The organism is Streptomyces sp. NPDC007917 (genome assembly GCF_042959105.1).
Taxonomy (GTDB): Bacteria; Actinomycetota; Actinomycetes; order Streptomycetales; family Streptomycetaceae; genus Streptomyces.
Genome location: NZ_JBIBKK010000004.1, coordinates 129352 through 148858, shown reverse-complemented (window position 1 = coordinate 148858; position 19507 = coordinate 129352). Strand labels below are relative to the sequence as shown.

Annotated in this window: 16 protein-coding genes; 8 read left to right on the top strand and 8 right to left on the bottom strand. The window is 73.2% G+C overall.

Annotated features, from left to right (window positions below; genetic code table 11):
* Positions 1–128 precede the first annotated feature (128 nt).
* Together ACFZDL_RS09155 and ACFZDL_RS09150 are read left to right on the top strand one after the other, a co-directional pair.
* Positions 129–314, top strand: a complete 186-nt coding sequence (locus tag ACFZDL_RS09155) for a hypothetical protein (RefSeq protein ID WP_353589900.1) — start codon at positions 129–131, stop codon at positions 312–314.
* Between the two features lie 421 nt (positions 315–735).
* On the top strand, positions 736–4461 hold the full coding sequence (locus tag ACFZDL_RS09150; protein ID WP_353589899.1) for a hypothetical protein: 3726 nt from the start codon (positions 736–738) through the stop codon (positions 4459–4461).
* A 29-nt stretch (positions 4462–4490) separates the two neighbouring features.
* On the opposite strand, the gene ACFZDL_RS09145 is transcribed toward ACFZDL_RS09150, so the two are convergent.
* From ACFZDL_RS09145 to ACFZDL_RS09135, 3 genes are all read right to left on the bottom strand, one after another.
* Positions 4491–5285, bottom strand: a complete 795-nt coding sequence (locus tag ACFZDL_RS09145; protein WP_353589898.1) for a hypothetical protein — start codon at positions 5283–5285, stop codon at positions 4491–4493.
* 129 nt (positions 5286–5414) lie between these two features.
* Positions 5415–5951: a PadR family transcriptional regulator gene (locus ACFZDL_RS09140; RefSeq protein ID WP_353589897.1), complete on the bottom strand. Its 537-nt coding sequence runs from the start codon at positions 5949–5951 to the stop codon at positions 5415–5417.
* A 98-nt stretch (positions 5952–6049) separates the two neighbouring features.
* Entirely contained in the window at positions 6050–6667 is a 618-nt protein-coding gene (locus ACFZDL_RS09135; protein WP_353589896.1) for a methyltransferase domain-containing protein, read from the bottom strand.
* Between the two features lie 209 nt (positions 6668–6876).
* Between ACFZDL_RS09135 and ACFZDL_RS09130 the strand changes: the two genes are divergently transcribed.
* The 3 genes from ACFZDL_RS09130 (at position 6877) to ACFZDL_RS09120 (ending at position 9181) form a co-directional block, all read left to right on the top strand.
* Entirely contained in the window at positions 6877–7311 is a 435-nt protein-coding gene (locus tag ACFZDL_RS09130; protein WP_353589895.1) for a roadblock/LC7 domain-containing protein, read from the top strand.
* A gap of 102 nt (positions 7312–7413) precedes the next feature.
* Entirely contained in the window at positions 7414–8604 is a 1191-nt protein-coding gene (locus ACFZDL_RS09125) for a zinc-dependent alcohol dehydrogenase (RefSeq protein WP_353589894.1), read from the top strand.
* A gap of 124 nt (positions 8605–8728) precedes the next feature.
* The gene (locus tag ACFZDL_RS09120; protein ID WP_353589893.1) at positions 8729–9181 is read left to right on the top strand and encodes a YbhB/YbcL family Raf kinase inhibitor-like protein; all 453 of its coding nucleotides are present in this window, start codon (positions 8729–8731) and stop codon (positions 9179–9181) included.
* 47 nt (positions 9182–9228) lie between these two features.
* Here ACFZDL_RS09120 and ACFZDL_RS09115 read toward each other — a convergent pair whose 3' ends face one another.
* Entirely contained in the window at positions 9229–9657 is a 429-nt protein-coding gene (locus ACFZDL_RS09115; RefSeq protein ID WP_353589892.1) for a PPOX class F420-dependent oxidoreductase, read from the bottom strand.
* A 124-nt stretch (positions 9658–9781) separates the two neighbouring features.
* Here ACFZDL_RS09115 and ACFZDL_RS09110 point away from each other — a divergent pair, with 124 nt between their 5' ends.
* On the top strand, positions 9782–10192 hold the full coding sequence (locus ACFZDL_RS09110; RefSeq protein ID WP_353589891.1) for a roadblock/LC7 domain-containing protein: 411 nt from the start codon (positions 9782–9784) through the stop codon (positions 10190–10192).
* 187 nt (positions 10193–10379) lie between these two features.
* Entirely contained in the window at positions 10380–11351 is a 972-nt protein-coding gene (locus ACFZDL_RS09105; RefSeq protein ID WP_353589890.1) for a DUF6397 family protein, read from the top strand.
* On the opposite strand, the gene ACFZDL_RS09100 is transcribed toward ACFZDL_RS09105, so the two are convergent.
* Positions 11288–12148, bottom strand: coding sequence for an acyl-CoA thioesterase II (locus ACFZDL_RS09100; RefSeq protein ID WP_353589889.1), 861 nt, complete (start codon positions 12146–12148; stop codon positions 11288–11290). The two genes, ACFZDL_RS09105 and ACFZDL_RS09100, sit on opposite strands and share 64 nt — an antisense overlap.
* Positions 12149–12239: 91 nt before the next feature.
* The gene (locus ACFZDL_RS09095; protein WP_353589888.1) at positions 12240–14753 is read right to left on the bottom strand and encodes a DUF3516 domain-containing protein; all 2514 of its coding nucleotides are present in this window, start codon (positions 14751–14753) and stop codon (positions 12240–12242) included.
* Between the two features lie 177 nt (positions 14754–14930).
* Between ACFZDL_RS09095 and ACFZDL_RS09090 the strand changes: the two genes are divergently transcribed.
* Positions 14931–15722, top strand: a complete 792-nt coding sequence (locus tag ACFZDL_RS09090; protein WP_353589887.1) for a metal-dependent hydrolase — start codon at positions 14931–14933, stop codon at positions 15720–15722.
* A gap of 46 nt (positions 15723–15768) precedes the next feature.
* Here the strand turns inward: ACFZDL_RS09090 and ACFZDL_RS09085 are convergent, their stop codons facing one another.
* Together ACFZDL_RS09085 and ACFZDL_RS09080 are read right to left on the bottom strand one after the other, a co-directional pair.
* Positions 15769–17550 carry an ABC transporter ATP-binding protein gene (locus tag ACFZDL_RS09085; RefSeq protein WP_353589886.1) on the bottom strand — a complete coding sequence of 594 codons (1782 nt, stop codon included), beginning with the start codon at positions 17548–17550 and terminating at the stop codon, positions 15769–15771.
* Positions 17547–19499, bottom strand: coding sequence for an ABC transporter ATP-binding protein (locus ACFZDL_RS09080; protein WP_353589885.1), 1953 nt, complete (start codon positions 19497–19499; stop codon positions 17547–17549). Before ACFZDL_RS09080 ends, ACFZDL_RS09085 begins: the two co-directional genes overlap by 4 nt.
* Between the last annotated feature and the right edge of the window lie 8 nt (positions 19500–19507).

Sequence of the window (19507 nt, the reverse complement as noted above, 5' to 3'; positions counted from 1 at the left end):
AGTGGCCCGGCCGGGCGGGCGTCCTGTGTGAAGCACCTCACCCGGATCCTTCGCACTCAGGAACCGGACGCCGTCGGCGTCCGTTGACAGAAGTGAAGCGGCATGAGCCGTGAAGGAGGCAGAGGGAGATGTCCAAGCGCGCTGTGGCCGTCGCCGGGGGTGCGGCGATAGGAGTGATCCTGCTGTGCCAGCTGCTGCCGTTCTGGGCGGCAGTCCTGGTGATCGTCGGTGTCCCCGCACTGGCGTATCTGCTGCTCGACCCTTCCCAGCGGGGCAGACTGCGCCGCGTGTCGCGCAAGGAGCTGGGGCGCTGACCGAGGCCGCGTAACTGTCCCGACCGGCGGTGACCGGCGCCGCGCCACCGGGTTCACCCCGATGGCGAATTCCCGGATGAAAACCGTGGGAAGGGGCGTGGCGAGACGGAGGCGGAGCGACAAGGGACGCGGCGGAAGACGGCGGGACCGCGGCGTGGCGGAGCCTGACCGCCAACCGGGCTCGGGGCCCGGGGTGACATACGCCTGGGAGTGACCGCGCAACACCGATCGCGGGTGTCACCCGGACCCCGTCCGTCCGCGCCGTGAGGGGCCCGGGCGACCCGGCGCCCTGGCCCCGCTCGGTCCGGTGGCCCGGCGGTCCGGTGTTTCGTAAATGACTTGTGCCGTTGACCGGCACCGGGCCATGATCCGCACCATGACGCATGGAAAGGACGGCCTCGCGATCTCTCGGTGATCGCCCATGGCCGCATACGGAACTCCTCAGCCGCTGACCCCCTCCTGGCTCCGGGCGCACTTCGACCCGCTGCCCTTCCCCGCCCGGATGAGCGCCCTGGCACGGTACGCCCGTACGCTCTCCCCGGACGCCTGCACCACCCTGCGTACCGCCCTCGACTCCTCCCCGGAGCCGGACGACCGGCATCTCGCGCTGTTTCTCGCCGTCGCCCGCCGCGATCTCGATGCCGTGGCGGCCGCGCTCGCCGACCCCCTGCTGCGGCGCCGCGCCCTGTCCGCGGCCATCCGGTTGCCGGTGCCCGAAGAGGCCCTGACCCGACTCGCCTTGAGCGAGAGCCGCTCCGTACGGCATGAGGCGTACCGGGTGCTGCGCGCCGGCCGGCGTACCGCGCTCGCCGACCGGCTGCTGCCGCGAGCGCATGTCGCGTACGGCCCCGCCGACGCCGCCCGTCTGCTGCCCGCCTGCTCACCCGGCGTGGCGGCGGAGTGGCTGCCCCGCCTCGACCCGCCGATCGGCGTTCTGCACACCCTCGCCCGCACCGCTCCGGCGGCCGTCGCCGCCCGGCTGGCGGCCGACTACCAGGCTCGCGACGACCACGGTCGACGGCGACTGGTCCGCCGCCACCGCCTGTTGGCCGCCGTCGTGGCCGAACGCGACACCGACGCCGGGCTGTTGCTGTTCGAACGAGTGCCCGCGCTGATCGACGGCCGTGGCGCGGCGGCACTGCTGCGCAAGCCGCGGGAGCTGCTGGCGGTCCTGCGGCGAGCCGCGTCCCGCGCCCATAGCGACCGGGCTCACGGCGGCCCCGGCTGCGGGCCGGAACGGACGCCCACCCTCCGGCTGCCCACCGGGCAGCTGCCGCGGTCCGTGCTGCGCGCACTGCGCGCCCTGAACCCCGAGGAACTGGCCGAACTGGCCGAAGCAGCCCAGGCCGGCGCCGCCGGCATCCGCCCGTACGGCCCCGACCGGCTCGACCTCACCCCCGACCCCCTGCTCACCCTGCTGCCCGCCGCGACACGGCGTCGCATCGTCGAAGCCGGGATTCCCGCACGTGGCCTCGGCAGGAGGGCCCGCCTCAACGCCCTCGCCGCGCTCGATCCGGCGGACCGCGCGGACCTGCTGCGCCCCGCCCTCGCCCGGCCGCACCGGTCGCCGATACAGCGCAACCACCTCGTCTCGGTGGCTCCGCTCCCCGACGCCGAACCGATCCTGCTCAAGGCGGCGGCGGGACACCGCTCCTACGAGCGCGCGTACGCCTGGCGTGCGCTCCTCGCATGCGCCGAGCTGAACGCCGACCCCGCGGAGTTCGCGCGGACCGTGGCGGCCTGCGAGCGGGCCTGGCACGACAGGGAGGAGGTACGGCGCGCCGTGCTGGAGCAGGCCGCCGGGGCGCCGTCTCGGATGCTGGCCGCGGTTCCGCTGAGCGTGTTGCGCGACGCGGCGCTGACCACCGTCCACTCGCGGGACTCCACACCCGCCACGGTCGCCGCGGCCGAGCGGTGGCTGCGCCGCACCACGGAGAGCGCGGCGGCCCGGGGCGACGCCGAACGGGCGGCGCAGGCGGCCCATCTGCTGTGCCAGGTCGTAGGCGACCCGCGCCGTCGCGGCCCGGTGGCGCCGTTGCGGCTCGATTCCCGGGCGGCCGCGGCCATCTGGGCCGGGACGGCCGTCGACTGCCTCGGTGAAGCCGCCGACCGTGCCTCCACACAGGCCGCCCGGCCGACCGGACACGCCGCCCGGCCGACCGGACACGCCGCTCGGCCGACCGGGCAGGCGGTGAGGCGTCTGCCGGCCTCGCGGCTCGTACCCCTCGCCGAACTCCTGGTGCCCCATCTCGCCGCGCTGCCCGCGCTGGACGCCCTGGTGGGCCACACCGCGCTAAACGGAGAGGATTCCGGGACGGCCGCCCGCGCCGCCGCGGTATGGATCGCGGACCCCGCCACGCGGGAGCGCCGCTGCGCCCAACTGATCGCGTCCGACCCGTCGTTCGCCACGGTGGAACCGGTGCTGCGGACCCTGGCCGTCCGCCGCACCGATCTCTTGGAGGACGTGCTGCGCGCCGCCCGGCACGGGTTGCCCGGTCAGCTGTCACGCCGCCCCGCCGACCGCTGGGTGCCGCGGCTGCCGTACTCCGTCACCGGCCGGTGGACCGCGCGGACACGGTGTCTGCTGGACGACCATCTCGCGGCGGTGGCCGCCGACGAGGAGGCCCCGCCGCGCGCACGCGCCGACGCGGCGGCCCTGCTGGGCGACCCGGCGCTCCTGGCGGCCCTGGCGTCCGGCGCGCCGCAGCCCGTGGCCGCGGCGGCGCTCACCGCACTGGGTGAAACCGCGGCGCTCGGCGCGTCCTTCGACGGCCCTCCGAGCGCCCGCCCGAGCGACCGACACGCCCCCGCCGACAGACCGGGCGGCGACACGCCGGACCCACCCATACGAACCCCGGCTGTGCGGCCCGCCCCCGGCGCGCCCGACCGCGAGGCCTCCGGACGCGATGCGGCCGACCCGGTCGCCGACACCGGTTCGGCCCCCGATGTCCTTTCCCTCCTCCTCCAACACGCCGGAACCGGCGGCGCACGCGGTCGGGCGGCGATGGCAGGTGTGCGGCGCCTTCTGGGCGGCGTGCCCGATGGGAGGGCCGTCGCGCTTCTCGCACCCGTGGTGCGCTCGGTGTCGGCGCCGGTCGGCAGCCGTAAGGAGGCCGCCCGCGCTCTGGCCGAGCTGCCCGGCGACGCGGCGTTCGCCGCGCTGCTCGCGGCCTGGGACGAGCCCGGGCAGCACCGGGACGTGCGGGTGGTGCTCATACGCCCGCTCCTCGCGCGTGTCGGCGCGCCGGGTGTGGCCGACCGGCTGGCGGAGCATCTGCAGGAGCCCGCTGTGCGCGAGGCCGTGATCGTGAGCGATCCGGAGGCGGCAGGGATCCGGGCTCGTCCGGCGTATGCGTCCTTCCTCGCCGGGCTGGTCCGTACCGGGGACGACGAGGCGGCCCGGGCGGCCTGCGCCGCACTGCCGCACTGCATGGTGGCCGGGACGTTCATGGAGGGGACCGGCGCGCTGGCGGCGGCCGCCGTCGCCACGGACCGGCCGTCACGAGTGTGGCGGGCCGCGGTGGACGCGCTCGGGCGCGTCCCGGGGGACGCGGGGTCCGCCGCCCTGCGCGGCCTGCTCGCAACCCTGGTCGCCCGGACACGCGCCGATGCCGACGCCGGCGCCGGCGTGGGGAGCGGACGAGGCGATCGCGCCGACGCGCTGCGGCGGCTCGCCGGCTGCGGGTCCGCCGTCACCAGCCGACTCGCCCTGGAGCCGGCCGGTGAACTCTCGCAGGGCGACGCCGTGGTGGAGGCGCTCCTGGCCGCCGGGCTGCGTCGCGAGGCGACCGGCGCCTTGCTGAGAGTGGCCTGTGCCGGGCTGTGCGCGGCCGACCCCGGTCTCGGCCGCTGGGAGCAGTATCTCTCGCTGGTCCGGGAACGGCCGGATCGCCTGTGCTTCGACGACTATGTCGCGTTCGATCACGACGACGAGCATGTGCGGGCGGCGGTGCGCAGCGTCGTCGGCGTGTTGCGCGACCGCGGCGACGCGGCGGGTGGGCTGACGGCGCTCGCCTTGGTGAAGGCGATGGGCGTCAGAAGCGGCTGGGCGGACCCGTGGCGGGCGGAGATCGACGAGCTGTGTGGCCACCCCGACCCGGACACGGCCGAGGCGGCGCTTCTCGTCGTCCCGCACCGCCGCTGGTGACCCGCGAGCCCCGGACCCGACACACCGGCTCAGCCGGGCCGTACGGCCAGCCGGTCCAGTGCCGTCAGCAGGCCCGGCAGCTCCGGGCCGCGGCCGACCGGCAGCACCTCGCCCGGCGCGTCGTCCATCAGCACGAACGCGATGTCATCCGTCCGGGCCACGATGGACCAGCCGGGCCCGTCGGCCCGCAGGGTCCGCGCGTCGCCGGAGGCGAAGGCGGAGCGGACGCGGCCGGGCGGCGGGGGCGCGTCCAGGTATCCGCGCGCCTCCTCCAGTACGCGTCGCACACCCCCGTGCGGCTTCTCGCCGGGAGACACGAACGTGACGTCGCTGTCCACCTGTTCGCGCCACAGCGCCCACTGCAGCGCGATCTCGTCCGCGCCCTGCCGCCGCTGCGCCGGGCCCCACCGCTCGGTGTCCGGCGGGGCGAGCGGCGGCGTGGCCGCCTTCCCGCCCTCCGGGCCGGGTTCGGGGTCGTGCGGCGCGGGCACGCCCGGCGCGGCGACGGCCACCGCGAGCGGCCAGCCGGGGAGGGAGACGACCACCGTGCGGTCGTCGATGGCCAGGTCGTACTCCATCCCGCAGTCCCACGCGGCGACGGCGCAGGCGACCAGCGACGCGTCGTCGGTGATGACCGTCCACCGGGCGCCGTCGCCGTCCTGGCCCAGCACCAGGCCGTATCCGGTGTCGTACGGCTCGAGACCGAGCGCGGCGCAGGCCTCGGGATAGTCGTCGCCCAACACGCTGGGGAACCGCGCGGGCGTCAGCTCCACCGCGGTGAGCACATACAGCGCGTCGTCGTCCGACTCCTCACTGGCGGGCACGGCAGCCTCCTTGTCGCGGTACCGGAATCCGGGGGCCAATGCGTTGTGCGGCGCACCTTAACCAGGCAGTAGCCACGGCGTCGAGATTTTGTGCGCGGATGCGGACCGGGCCTGTCGGCCGCACCGCCGTCAGGCGCCGCCGGTCGCCCGCAGCGAGTCCAGGGTGCGGCGCAGCCAGGACTGTTCGGCCTGGCTGGTGGCGCGGGCGATGGTGAGGATGCCGCGCCGGAAGGGATCCTCGATCTCCTCGGCGCGCAGCGGACGGTCGTCGTCGTAGAAAAAGCTCGTGGGCTGCCGCAGGAACGCGAGCCGGCGCTCCAGCACTCCCGCCTGGGCGGCCGGGTCCTCCAGGTGCCGCAGAAACGCGAGCACGGTGAACCAGCGGTCCTCGTCGGTGATGTCGGCCTGCGCCGGCTCCGCGAGGCGGCGGCGGAGCTCGGCCCGGCCCTCGGCGGTCAAGGTCAGCACATGCCGTGGCGCGGCACCCGTGCCCGGCTGGGTCTCGCGGGCCAGCAGCCCGGCCGTCTCCAGACGCTTGATCGCCGGGTACAGCGTGCTTTCGGCCACGGGTTTGACGTGCCCGGTCAGCGCGGCGATTCGCTTGCGCAGCTCATAGCCGTGCAGCGGAGTGTCGCAGAGGAAGCCCAGGATGGCGAGTTCGAGCATGTGCGCATTGTTCCCACGGACGCTGTATCTCGACCCCGTGATACATCGGCGGCGATGCACCAGGCACCACGCATCGGCGGCGGCGTGATGCCGGCGGCTCAGCCCTGACGGACCGCGAGGGCCAGGAAGCGCGTGTCCCGGTCCGTGTACGAGGTCAACCGCCAGCCCGAACGGGCCAGCAGGGGGCGCAGGTTGGGTTCGGCCCGCAGGTCGTCGGGGGTGATCGGGCGGCCCTTCCGGGCGGCGAGCGCGGCCCGTCCCACGGGATGGAACAGCGCGAGCCCGCCCCCGGGGCGCACCACCCGGGCCAGCTCCCGCAGTCCGGCCTCGGGTTCGGGAAGGTGGGAGATCAGCCCGGCGCCGAACACCGCGTCCAGACATCCGTCGCGCAGCGGCAGCCTGGTGACGTCGGTGAGGGCGAGCGCCGCGTCCCGATGCCGGCCGGCGCGTACGGCGGCCGTCAGCATCGCCGGCGTGGCGTCGGCGCCGAGGACCGTGCCGGTGGCGCCGACGGCGGCGCGCAGCGCGGGGAGGGCGCGTCCCGTACCGCAGCCGGCGTCGAGCACCGCGTCCCCGGCGCGCAGCCCGAGGTCGGCGACGGCGGCGGCATAGGCGGGGCCGTCGTCGGGGAAGCGGGTGTCCCAGTCGGCGGCCCGCGGGGTGAAGAAGTCCCGGACCTCGGCCAGGCGATCGGCGGGGGTGCGCTGGTGGCTCATCTGACTCCTCGGGCGGGCCGGATCTGTGGGGGAGCTGGGGGAAACGCTGAGCGAGAACCCCGAATAGTGTGCACGTTCGGGCATCGATCGATCGTTCTGTCATCTGTCCCTGTCAAATTCCAGCATCTTCCGAATGCGCCCCCTGTGTGCGCCCCCTCCCGGCTAGCGTCCGTGGGCCATGGGACAGCTCCCGACAGAAGGAGAGGGCCATGACCGAGCACCGCAGAATCGCCGCCCGCTTCCCGGACGGCCTCGACTGCCTTCTGGACGATCTGGTGGTCCGCGTCGGGGGTGTACGACACGCCGTCGTGCTGTCCGGTGACGGAGCGGCGGTGAGCGCGTCCCGCGGGCTGGGCCGCCGTGACGCCGAGCAGCTGGCCGCCCTCGCCTCCGGCTTCCACGGCCTCGCCGTCGTATCGGCGCGCCGACGGGCGCGCGGTGCGGCGCGCCAGACCATGGTGGAGACGGAAGCCGGCAACCTGTTCGTCGTGGCGGCGGGCGAGGGCTCGTACCTGGCCGTCCTGAGCGCGGCCACTGCCGACCCGGCGCTGATCGCCTCCGAGACGGCCCGGCTCGTCGAGCGCGTCGCAGAGTATCTGCGCGCCCACCCGCGCCTCCCGGAGGCCCCGGCAGCCCCCGCCTGACCGGCTCATGCCACTGCGCCGGCGCCACGCCCCCGCGCTTCACTCCAAGACCGCGGGGTACCCGGGACGTCCTTCGGAAACCGATGCTGAAGGGACGTGGCGATGCGAGCGGTCACCTGGCAGGGCAGGCGGGACGTGCGGGTGGAGACGGTTCCCGACCCCATCCTCAAGGAGCCGACGGACGCGATCATTCGGGTCACGTCCAGCGGACTGTGCGGCTCCGACCTTCATCTGTACGAGGTGCTCACCCCCTTCATGACCCCCGGCGACATCCTCGGCCACGAGCCGATAGGGATCGTCGAGGAGACCGGAGCCGATGTGACCGGGCTGCGCCCCGGTGACCGGGTGGTCGTGCCGTTCCAGATCGCGTGCGGCCACTGCTGGATGTGCCGCTCGGGCCTGCCCACCCAGTGCGAGACCACCCAGGTCATCGAGCACGGCATGGGCGCAGAGCTGTTCGGCTACACCAAGCTGTACGGCGCGGTGCCCGGCGGCCAGGCCGAGTATCTGCGGGTCCCGCAGGCCCAGTACGGCCCGATCAAGGTGCCCGAAGGGCCGCCGGACGACCGTTTCCTCTATCTCTCCGATGTTCTCCCCACCGCGTGGCAGGCCGTCGCGTACGCGGATGTGCCGCCGGAGGGTACGCTGGCCGTGCTCGGCCTCGGCCCCATCGGGGCCATGGCCTGCCGCATCGCGAAGGCCCGGGGAGCCGGCCGGGTGATCGGCGTGGACCTGGTGCCCGAGCGGCTGGAGCGGGCTCGGGACGACGGCGTGGAGGTACACGACCTCAGGGCGTACGGCAGTCAGGAAGACCTCGTCGACGCCATCCACTCGGCCACCGACGGCCGGGGCCCGGACGCGGTCATCGACGCGGTGGGCACCGAGGCCCATGGCAGCCCCCTCGGAAAGACGGCCCAGCGGGCCACCGGATTCCTGCCCCGCGAGTGGGCCGCCAAGCTCACGGCGAAGGCCGGGGTGGACCGGCTGGCGGCGCTGCGGCTGGCCATCGCGCTGGTACGGCGCGGCGGAACCGTCTCCCTCATCGGGGTCTACGGCGGCATGGCCGACCCGCTTCCCCTGCTGACCATGTTCGACAAGCAGATCCAGCTGCGCATGGGACAGGCGAACGTCCGTCGCTGGACCGACGACATCCTGCCCTTCCTGACCGACCAGGACCCGCTGGGGGTCGACGGGTTCGCCACCCATCACCTGCCGCTGGAGGAGGCGCCCCGCGCTTACGAGATGTTCCAGCGCAAGGAGGAGGGCGCGATAAAGATCGTCATGCGGCCGTGACCGCTGTGACGTCGACGTCCATGAAGTCCATGAAGTCCGTGACGCCCCTGACGCCCGTGCGGGCCGCGAGCGGCTGAGGGCGGCCGGCCGCTTGGCCGCCCTCAGCGAGGGTACTCGGCTGCTCATGGCTGGAATCGAGCTCAACAGCGCCGCGTTCGACGACCACGACCGGATTCCCCGCCGGTACACAAAGGACGGGGAGGACCTCTCACCGCCGCTGACCTGGTCCGGCGTCCCGGCCGGCACGGCCGAGCTGGCCCTGCTGTGCGAGGATCCGGACGCCCCTTCCGGATCGTTCGTCCACTGGCTGGTCACCGGTATCGCCCCTTCCAGCGGTGGGGTGGGCGTCGGGCAGACGCCCGTGGGCGGTGTGCCGCGCACCAACGGATACCACCAGGAGGGCTGGGGCGGGCCCCACCCGCCCGCGGGCGATCAGGCGCACCGCTACTTCTTCCGGCTGTACGCCCTTCCCGAACCGCTGGTCCTCCCCGACGAGCCCTCGGCAGACGAGGTGCACCGCGCCGTCGACCGCAGCCAGCTCGCGAGCGGCATGCTGGTCGGCCTCTATCAGCGCTGAGTCGCTTGAAGGCCCGTCGGAGAGCGATGGGTTTCGGCCGAATCCAGTTAGTCGGCGATGTCGGCGAGAGCGACGACTTTCTCGACGCGGACCCTCACCAGCAGCTCGCCCGGGACGCCGTTGCGGGCGCCGTACTGCTCGGCCAGGTCCTCGCCCATGTACCGCGCCGCGATCCTGGTCGCCCAGTCGCGGACCTCCTCCAGCCGGTCGCTCAGCTCGGCGCGCCCTTGCAGAGTGACGAACGAGAACGGGGGCCGGTGGTCGTCCACGCAGAGGCTGACCCGCCCGTCGCGGGCCATGTTGCGGCCTTTGACGGTGTCCTCGCCGGTGTTGAAGACGATGTCGTCGCCGTCGAGCAGGAACCACACGGGCGCGATGTGCGGGCTGCCGTCGGCCCGCACGGTCGACAACTTCGCCGTGTGGGTGCCCTCCGAGACGAACTTCTGCCACTGATCCTTGGTCATTTTCCGTGCCATGTCTCCATCTTGTGTCAAGCGGCGCACATCGGCGCGCCGACAGGCGGGCCGGGTTGCCCGGAGAGCGGCAGTGAGAAAGGCTGGCCCGGCAGCTGTGGTGGTTGGCCGGACGGGGAGGAACGGTATGGCACTCAGCAAAGGGCTCGATTGGCTGCTGGACGATCTGACCGAGCGGATCGCAGAGATACGGCACGCCTTGGTGCTCTCGAACGACGGGCTGGTGACGGGCGCCAGCTCCACGCTCGTCCGGCAGGATGCCGAACATCTCGCCGCCGTCGCCTCGGGGTTACACAGCCTGGCCAAGGGGTCCGGGCTCCACTTCCGCACGGGGCGGGTGCGGCAGACGATGGTCGAATTCGAGGAGGGCGTGCTGTTTGTGACGGCCGCCGGGGACGGGAGCTGCCTGTGCGTGCTCAGCGGGGCGGACGCCGACGTCGGTCAGGTCGCGTACGAGATGACGCTGCTGGTCAACAGGGTGGGGGAGCACCTGGGCGTCGAGGCCAGACAGGAGAGCGGCGCGCCCAGCGGGCTGTGAGCGGAAGTTATCCACAGGCCTGACGGGCGGTCTCGCTCAGCGGCTACAGTCGTCACTGTCAGTGATCGACCAGTCGCGGGGGAGGACCGTCGTGGTAGTGGGGGACCGCCAGAAGGCACTTCAGAAGTCGCTTCAAACTCTTCAAGAGTCGCCTCCGACAGTGCGTCAGAAGCCGAGCGGGAGTCCGGTGCCGCCGGTGCCGGACGGCGCCGAGGAGACCGTCGCGTTCGACAGGGCCGCCAGGGAGCTGGGCCTCAAGCGCGGAGAGTTCGAGCTGGCGGTGCAGCTCGGCGAGGTGCGCACCGTTGCCGTGGGCGCCATGGGCCGCCGCGTGGCGCGCGCGGAGCTGCTTCGGCTCACGGCCGCCGAGGGCTTCCCGAGCGCGCTGCGCGCCCGGCTGCGCGTGGTGGGCACGGCCGAGGGAGCCGAGCTGCTGGGCATCAGCCAGGGCCGGTTCACCCGCCTGGCGCGCGGCGGCTTCTTCACCCCCGTCCGGTTCTATGTCAACCGGTACCGGGCCGTGGTGTGGCTGTATCCGGCCGCGGAGCTCGGCGTGTTCGCCGAGCGGGAGCCCGCCCTGTTGACCGGACGCATCCCGGCCGGGCTGCGCGCCACACTCGGCGCGGGGGAGGACCAGCGGGCCGCCAGATGGCGCCGCCGCCGTATCGAGCAGTTGCTCGCCCGGACCGACGACCCCTGGGAGCGGGCCGCGGTGTGGGCCGCGGTGCTGGCCCCCGCCGAGTTGGACGCGGTGGTCACCGACCCGGCCGAGCGGTCGCGTCTGCGTGAGCTGATGCCCCGGCTCGCCCCGGTGCCCGCCGCCGGGACCGGCCCCGCCGCGGAGGTGACCGCCGCCCTGGTGACGGCGGACGATCCCGCCGAGATCCGGCGCTGCCGCGCCGCGCTGGACACCTGTGTGCGGGACGCCCGTCAGGCGCGGCCCATCCCACCGCCACCGCCCGTTCAGCTGCCGACCGAGGTGGCGGAGCCGCCGGGCAGCGAGCCCGCCCCGCCGCCGGCGCGGCCTCGAGGGCTCCCGCTCTGGCACCGCCTCGTCCGCGGGCGCCGGAGCGCGGCGGTGGGCCGCGCGGCTCCCTACAGGGGGCGGAAGAGCCCTTCCTGCACCACGGAGACGAGGAGCCGGCCGGCCCGGTCGTAGATCCGTCCGCGGGCCAGGCCGCGCCCGCCGGTGGCGATCGGCGACTCCTGGTCGTAGAGGAACCACTCATCGGTGCGGAAAGGCCGGTGGAACCACATGGCGTGGTCCAGCGAGGCCATGTCGAAGCCGCGGCGGCCCCACAGCGGCTCCACCGGTACCCGCACCGCGTCCAGCAGCATCATGTCGCTCGCGTAGGTGAGCGCGCACGTGTGCACGAGCGGGTCGTCGCCGAGGGGGCCGACCGCCCGCATCCATACGGCGCTGCGCGGCTCGGCGCCCTCCAGTTCCTGGGGCGTCCAGCGCAGCCGCTCCACATACCGGATGTCGAAGGGCTGACGGCGCGCCATTCTCTCGAGCGACTCGGGGAGCGCCCCGAGATGCTCGCGGATCTCGTCGGCGAGCTTCGGCAGGCTCTCCGGCTCAGGCACCTCGGGCATCGGCAACTGCTGTTCGATGCCCGGCTCGGGAAGATGGAAGGAGGCCGTCAGATTGAAGATCGTCCGACCCTGCTGGACGGCGACGACCCGGCGCGTGGTGAAGGAGCGACCGTCGCGGACGCGCTCCACCTGGTACACGATCGGCACTCCCGGCCGCCCCGGGCGCAGGAAGTACGCGTGGAGCGAATGCACCGGGCGCTGTCCGTCGGTGGTCCGTCCCGCTGCCACCAGCGCCTGCCCGGCCACCTGCCCGCCGAACACCCGCTGCAGCGACTCGTCGGGGCTGAGGCCACGGAAGATGTTCAGCTCGATCTGCTCCAGGTCCAGCAGATCGACCAGCCGCTCGGCGGGATTGGTCATCGGTGGTGCTCCTTCACTGGTGGTGCTCGCCGCGAGGCCGGGCCCCGCTTGCGCGGGACCCGCCCGTTCCGGGGCCGTGATGCCTGGGAGGCTACAACTGCCCGACCTCGGTGATCCGCACCACCGCCCGGCCCTCCTCGTCGGAGGCCGTCAGGTCGACCTCCGCCGAGATGCCCCAGTCGTGGTCCCCGTTCGGGTCGTCGAAGGTCTGCCGCACCCGCCACAGCCCGTGCTCGGGCTGCTCCTCGATCTGCAGCAGCTTCGGGCCGCGCGCCTGCGGGCCGGTGCCCAGGTCGTCGTACTCCTCCCAGTAGGCGTCCATGGCCGTCGCCCAGGCGTCCTCGTCCCAGCCGGAGTCCGCGTCCATCTCGCCGAGCTCGGCCACCTTGTCCAGCGCGGCCAGCTCGACCCGGCGGAACATCGCGTTGCGCACCAGGACGCGGAAGGCGCGCGCGTTCGCGGTGACCGGGCGGACCTGGTCGGCGCGCTCCTGAGCCTCCTCCGCGGACTCCTCCTCGGGGTTCGCCAGCTGTTCCCACTCGTCCAGCAGGCTGGAGTCGACCTGCCGCACCATCTCGCCGAGCCAGGCGATGATGTCCTGGAACTCATCGGACTTCAGATCGTCCGGCACGGTGTGGTCCAGGGCCTTGTAGGCGCTGGCCAGGTAGCGCAGCACGATGCCCTCGGTCCGTGCCAGGTCGTAGAACGAGGTGAACTCGGTGAACGTCATCGCGCGTTCGTACATGTCGCGGATCACCGACTTGGGCGACAGCGGATGGTCGCCGACCCACGGATGGCTCTTGCGGTAGAGGCCGTAGGCGTGGAAGAGCAGTTCCTCAAGCGGCTTGGGGTACGAGACGTCCTGGAGCCGCTCCATGCGCTCCTCGTACTCGACGCCGTCCGCCTTCATCGCGGCCACCGCCTCGCCGCGGGCCTTGTTCTGCTGCGCCGCCAGGATCTGCCGTGGATCGTCCAGGGTCGACTCGACGACCGAGACCATGTCCAGGGCATAGGAGGGGGACTCGGGGTCCAGGAGCTCGAAGGCGGCCAGCGCGAAGGTGGACAGCGGCTGGTTCAGCGCGAAGTCCTGCTGCAGATCCACCGTCAGCCGTACGGTCCGCCCCTCGGCATCGGGCTCCTTCAACTGCTCCACCACGCCCCCGTCCAGCAGCGAGCGGTAGATCGCGATGGCCCGGCGGATATGGCGCAGCTGGTTCTTGCGCGGCTCGTGGTTGTCCTCGAGGAGGCGTCGCATCCCCTCGAAGGGGTTGCCCGGCCGGGCGATGACCGACAGCAGCATCGCATGGGTGACCCTGAACCGAGAGGTGAGCGGCTCGGGTTCGGAGGCGATGAGCTTCTCGAAGGTGTTCTGCCCCCAGTTGACGAACCCCTCGGGCGCCTTCTTGCGCACCACCTTGCGCCGCTTCTTCGGATCGTCCCCGGCCTTCGCCAGCGCCTTCTCGTTCTCGATGACGTGCTCGGGCGCCTGCGCCACGACAAAGCCCGCGGTGTCGAACCCGGCCCGCCCGGCGCGGCCGGCGATCTGGTGGAACTCCCTGGCCCGCAGCGTCCGCACCCGCTGGCCGTCGTACTTCGTCAGCGCGGTGAACAGGACCGTGCGGATGGGCACGTTGACGCCCACGCCCAAGGTGTCCGTACCGCAGATGACCTTCAGCAGCCCGGCCTGCGCCAGCTTCTCCACCAGTCGCCGGTACTTCGGCAGCATCCCGGCGTGGTGCACCCCGATACCGTGCCGCACATAGCGGGAGAGGTTCCGGCCGAACTTGGTGGTGAACCGGAAGTTCCCGATGAGCGCCGCGATCTCGTCCTTCTCCGCCCGCGAGCACATGTTGATGCTCATCAGGGCCTGGGCCCGCTCCACCGCGGCCGCCTGGGTGAAGTGCACGATGTAGACGGGCGCCTGCCGGGTCTCCAGCAGCTCGGTCAGCGTCTCGGTCAGCGGTGTGGTGCGGTACTCATAGCTCAGCGGCACGGGCCGGGTCGCGGACCGCACCACCGAGGTGGGCCGTCCGGTGCGCCGGGTCAGGTCCTCCTCGAACCGAGTCACATCGCCGAGCGTCGCCGACATCAGCACGAACTGGGCTTGGGGCAGCTCGAGCAGCGGGATCTGCCACGCCCAGCCGCGGTCCGGTTCCGCGTAGAAGTGGAACTCATCCATGACCACCTGCCCGATGTCGGCGTCCTTGCCGTCCCGCAGGGCGATGGACGCCAGCACCTCGGCCGTGCAGCAGATCACCGGCGCGTCCGCGTTGACCGAGGCGTCGCCCGTGAGCATCCCGACGTTCTCGGTGCCGAAGAGCTTGCACAGCTCGAAGAACTTCTCCGAGACGAGAGCCTTGATCGGCGCGGTGTAGAAGGTGACCTCGTCGCGGGCGAGGGCGGCGAAGTGGGCGCCCGCCGCCACCAGGCTCTTGCCCGAGCCGGTGGGGGTGGACAGGATGACGTTGGACCCGGACACCACCTCGATCAGCGCTTCCTCCTGGGCGGGGTAGAGCGAGATGCCCCGCTCCTCGACCCATGTGGAGAACGCCTCGAAAAGGGCGTCGGGGTCGGCGTCGCTCGGCAGCTGATCGATAAGAGTCACGCCCCTATACTGCCTGCTTTTCCGCGCCGGTCGGGAACCGGCTGCCGGGACGAAGATCGTTCGCCGCTAGGCTGTGCCCGGCGAGTGGGCCGCAGGGGCGCACCGAGCCCTGCAGTACTTCCTACAGAGACCGACTCCCGCGCAGACGCGGGCACGAACAGGGGCGGGGTAAAGACCATGATGGGACCGGCGCATTCGCTGTCCGGGGCGGCGGCCTGGCTGGGGGTGGGTGCGGCGGCCGCGGCGGCGGGCCATGAGATGCCCTGGCCGGTGCTGGTCGTCGGCGCTCTGATCTGCGCCGGGGCGGCGCTCGCCCCCGATCTCGACCACAAGGCCGCGACGATATCCCGCGCGTTCGGACCGGTCTCCCGGGGCCTGTGCGAGGTGATCGACAAGCTCTCGCACGCGGTCTACAAGGCGACCAAGAAACAGGGCGACCCACGCCGCTCGGGCGGCCACCGCACCCTCACCCACACCTGGCTGTGGGCGGTGCTGATCGGCGCGGGCGCCTCGGCGCTCGCGATGGTCGGCGGCCGCTGGGCGGTGCTCGCGATCCTCTTCGTCCATATGGTGCTGGCCGTCGAGGGGCTGCTGTGGCGCATGGCGCGGGTCTCCAGCGATGTGCTGGTGTGGCTGCTCGGCGCCACCAGCGCCTGGATCCTCGCCGATGTGCTGCACAAGCCGGGCAACGGCGCCGGCTGGCTGTTCACCGAGCCGGGCCAGGAGTATCTGTGGCTCGGCCTGCCGATCGTTCTGGGGGCCCTGGTGCACGACATCGGGGACGCGCTCACCGTCTCCGGCTGCCCGATCCTGTGGCCCATACCGATAGGCCGCAAGCGGTGGTACCCGGTCGGCCCCCCGAAGGCGATGCGGTTCCGGGCGGGCAGCTGGGTCGAGTTGAAGGTGCTGATGCCGGCCTTCATGGTGGTGGGCGGCCTGAGCGGCCTCGGCGCCCTCGGCATCATCTGACCCGTGCCCCGGCGGCGCGGTGTGAGCCGCGCCGCCGGGGCGGTCGTCACTGGTGCCAGGAGCGCCACAGCGCAGCGTAGGCGCCGTCCGCCGCGACGAGTTCGTCGTGGCTTCCCAGCTCGCTGATCCGGCCCTGCTCCACCACCGCGATCAGGTCCGCGTCATGCGCGGTGTGCAGCCGGTGGGCGATGGCGACCACCGTCCGGCCCTTCAGCACCCGGCCCAGGGACCGCTCCAGGTGCCGCGCCGCCCGTGGGTCGAGCAGCGAGGTGGCCTCGTCCAGGACGAGTGTGTGCGGATCGGCCAGGACCAGCCTGGCCAGGGCGATCTGCTGGGCCTGCGCCGGCGTCAGCGCCAGGCCGCCCGAGCCGACCTCGGTGTCCAGGCCGTCCTCCAGCGCCCGCGCCCAGCCGTCGGCGTCCACCGCGCTCAGCGCCGCCCACAGCTCGGTGTCCCGCGCGGAGGTGCGCGCCAGCAGCAGATTGTCGCGCAGCGACCCCACGAAGACATGGTGCTCCTGGTTGACCAGCGCCACATGCTCGCGCACTCGCTCCGCCGGCATCCGGGCCAGCTCCGCGTCGCCCAGCGTCACCGTCCCCTTCCGGGGCGCGTAGATCCCGGCGATCAGCCGGCCCAGGGTGGACTTGCCCGCGCCGGACGGCCCGACCAGGGCCAGCCGCGTCCCCGGCCGGACCCGCATCGTCACCCCGTGCAGCACATCGCTGTCCGCCCGGTATCCGAACCGCACCTCGTCCGCGCGCACCTCCCGGCCGCCGGGCGCCACCGTGTCGTCGGCGGATTCCGGCTCGATCTCCCGCACCCCCACCAGCCGGGCCAGCGACACCTGTGCCACCTGCAGCTCGTCGTACCAGCGCAGGATCAGCCCGACCGGCTCCACCAGCATCTGGGCCAGCAGCGCCCCCGTCGTCAGCTCGCCGACCGTCATCCAGCCGTGCAGCACAAAGGCGCCGCCGATCATCAGGACCGACCCGGTGATCAGCGAGTACGTCACATTGATCACGGGGAAGAGCACGCTGCGCAGCCAGAGCGTGTACCGCTCCCACGCGGTCCATTCGCGGATCCGGCGCTCGGACAGGGCGATCCGCCGGTCACCCAGCCGCTGCGCCTCGATGGTCCGTCCGGCGTCCACCGTCTCGGTGAGGGACGAGGCCACCGCCGCGTATCCGGCCGCCTCCGAGCGGTAGGCGCTCGGCGCCCGGCGGAAGTACCAGCGGCAGCCGATCACCAGCACCGGGAGCGCGATCAGCACCGCCAGCCCCAGCGGCGGGGCCGTCACGGTCAGCGCGCCGAGCAGCAGCCCGGTCCACACCACCCCGATGGCCAGCTGGGGCACCGCCTCGCGCATCGCGTTGGCCAGCCGGTCGACGTCGGTGGTGATCCGGGACAGCAGATCACCGGTCCCGGCCCGCTCCAGCACGCTCGGCGGCAGGCCCACCGACCGTACGAGGAAGTCCTCGCGCAGGTCCGCCAGCATCCTCTCGCCCAGCACCGCGCCGCGCAGCCGCACCATCCGGACGAACGCGGTCTGCACCGCGAGCGCCACCGCGAACAGCGCGACGGCCCGTCCGATATGGAGCTCACGCTCGCCCGCCGCGAGGTCCTCGACCAGGCCGCCCAGCAGCTGCGGGCCGACCATGGAGGCGATTACGGCGGTCGCGTTCACGGCCATCAGCACGGCGAAGGCCGTCCGGTGGCGCCGCAGCAGCTCGCGGACGTAGTCCCGCACGGTGGCGGGGGTGCCGACCGGCAGTGTCGTCGCCGACTCCGGTGCCGCGGGGTCATAGGCCGGTGGGGCCACTCCGATCATGCCGACTCTCCGATCTTCCCGATCCGCCCCGCTGCCCCGGTCCCCGCGGCACCGTGCTGCGCGCTCTCGTGCCCGTCCCTGTCCCTGTCCTGGTCCGTGTCCAGGTCTGCCTCATCCGGCTCCTCCGGTTCGCGTGTGACCACCGCGCGGTACGCGTACTCGGTGCTCAGCAGCTCGCGGTGCGGCCCCGCGGCGGCCGCCTTGCCGTTCCGCACGAACACCACGCGGTCGGCCCGGTCCAGCAGCAGCGGGCTCGAGGTGAAGACGACGGTGGTCCGCCCCGTCCGCAGCCGCCGCAGACCCTGCGCGATCCGCGCCTCGGTGTGCGAGTCCACTGCGGACGTCGGCTCGTCGAGCACCAGCACCTCGGGGTCGGTCACCAGCGAGCGGGCCAGCGCCAGCCGCTGCCGCTGGCCGCCCGACAGGGAGCGGCCGCGCTCGGTGATCCGCGCGCGCAGCGGGTCAGCCGCGCCCGAGCCGTCCTCCGACGCCTGCGCGAGCGCGTCCAGCACATCGCCGCACTGCGCCGCCTCCAGCGCCTCCGCCACCGTGACCGCCCCCGAGCGGGGCACATCGAGCAGCTCGGCCAGCGTGCCCGACAGCAGTACCGGGTCCTTGTCCTGGACCAGCACGGCCCGGCGGGCGGCGGCCAGCGGCACCCCGTCCAGCGGAACGTCACCAAGCAGCGCCGACGGCGTCCGCCCCGGCGCCGGCTCCGCCGCGCCGCCGCCGGCCTTGTCCTTGTCGTCCTTGTCGTCCTCGTCGTCGTCCGGAGCGTGTCCGCCGAGCCGGTCGGCCAGCCGTCCGGCCAGGTCGGGGTCGCCGCACACCACTGCCGTCAGCTGCCCGGCGGGTGCGAGCACCCCGCTCGCCGGGTCGTACAGATCGCCGCCGAACGCCTCCCCGCTCCGGTCTCCCGCCGCGCCCGCGCCGGGGCCCTCGGCGCCCGACGGGGAACGCCGCAGCCCCAGCACCCGGGCGGCGCGGCGCGCCGAAGGCCGGGAGAAGGAGTAGGCCATCGCGATCTCCTCGAAGTTCCTCAAGGGGAAGAGCAGGAAGGTCACCGCGCTGTAGACGGTCACCAGCTCGCCCACCGAGATCCGCCCCTCCCGGGCCAGCGTCGCCCCGTACCAGACGACCCCGATCAGCAGCAGCCCCGGCAGGGCGATCTGTACCGCGGCGATCAGCGCCCACATGCGGGCGCTGCGCACCGCGGCCGTCCGCACCTCCTGTGAGGCCTGCCGGTAGCGGTCGAGGAACAGCTCCTCGCCCCCGATGCCGCGCAGTACCCTCAGCCCCGCCACGGTGTCCGAGGCCAGCTCGGTCGCCCGGCCGGCCTTCTCCCGCTGCTCGTCCGCGCGCCGTGTGGCCCGGGGCAGCAGCGGGAAGACCGCCAGCGCCAGTGCGGGCACGCCGAGGGCCACCACCACCCCCAGGGCCGGCTGATAGACGATCAGGGCCACGCACACCCCGACGGTGGTGATGGCGGCCGCCGTGAAGCGGGACAGCGCCTCCACGAACCAGCCGATCTTCTCCACATCGCCGGTGGAGACGGCCACCACCTCGCCCGCCGCCACCCGCCGCGTCAGTGTCGAACCCAGCTCGGCCGCCTTGCGCGCGAGGAGCTGCTGCACCCGGGCCGCTGCCGTGATCCAGTTGGTGACCGCCGCCCGGTGCAGCATGGTGTCCCCGAGCGCGGTGACCGCGGTCAGGCCGGCCATCAGCCCGCCGGCCAGCGCCAGCCGCCCGCCGGAGCCGTCGACGACCGCCTGGACGCCGAAGCCGATGGCCACGGGGAAGGACACCAGGGCGGCCATGTGCAGCAGACCCCACAGCGCCGCCTTCACCTGCCCGCCGAGTTGGTTTCTGCCCAGCCACCACAGGAAGCGGGGTCCTGATCGGACGTCGGGCAGGCCGGGGTCGGGATATGGAAGATCGCGAATGTGCATGACGTCCC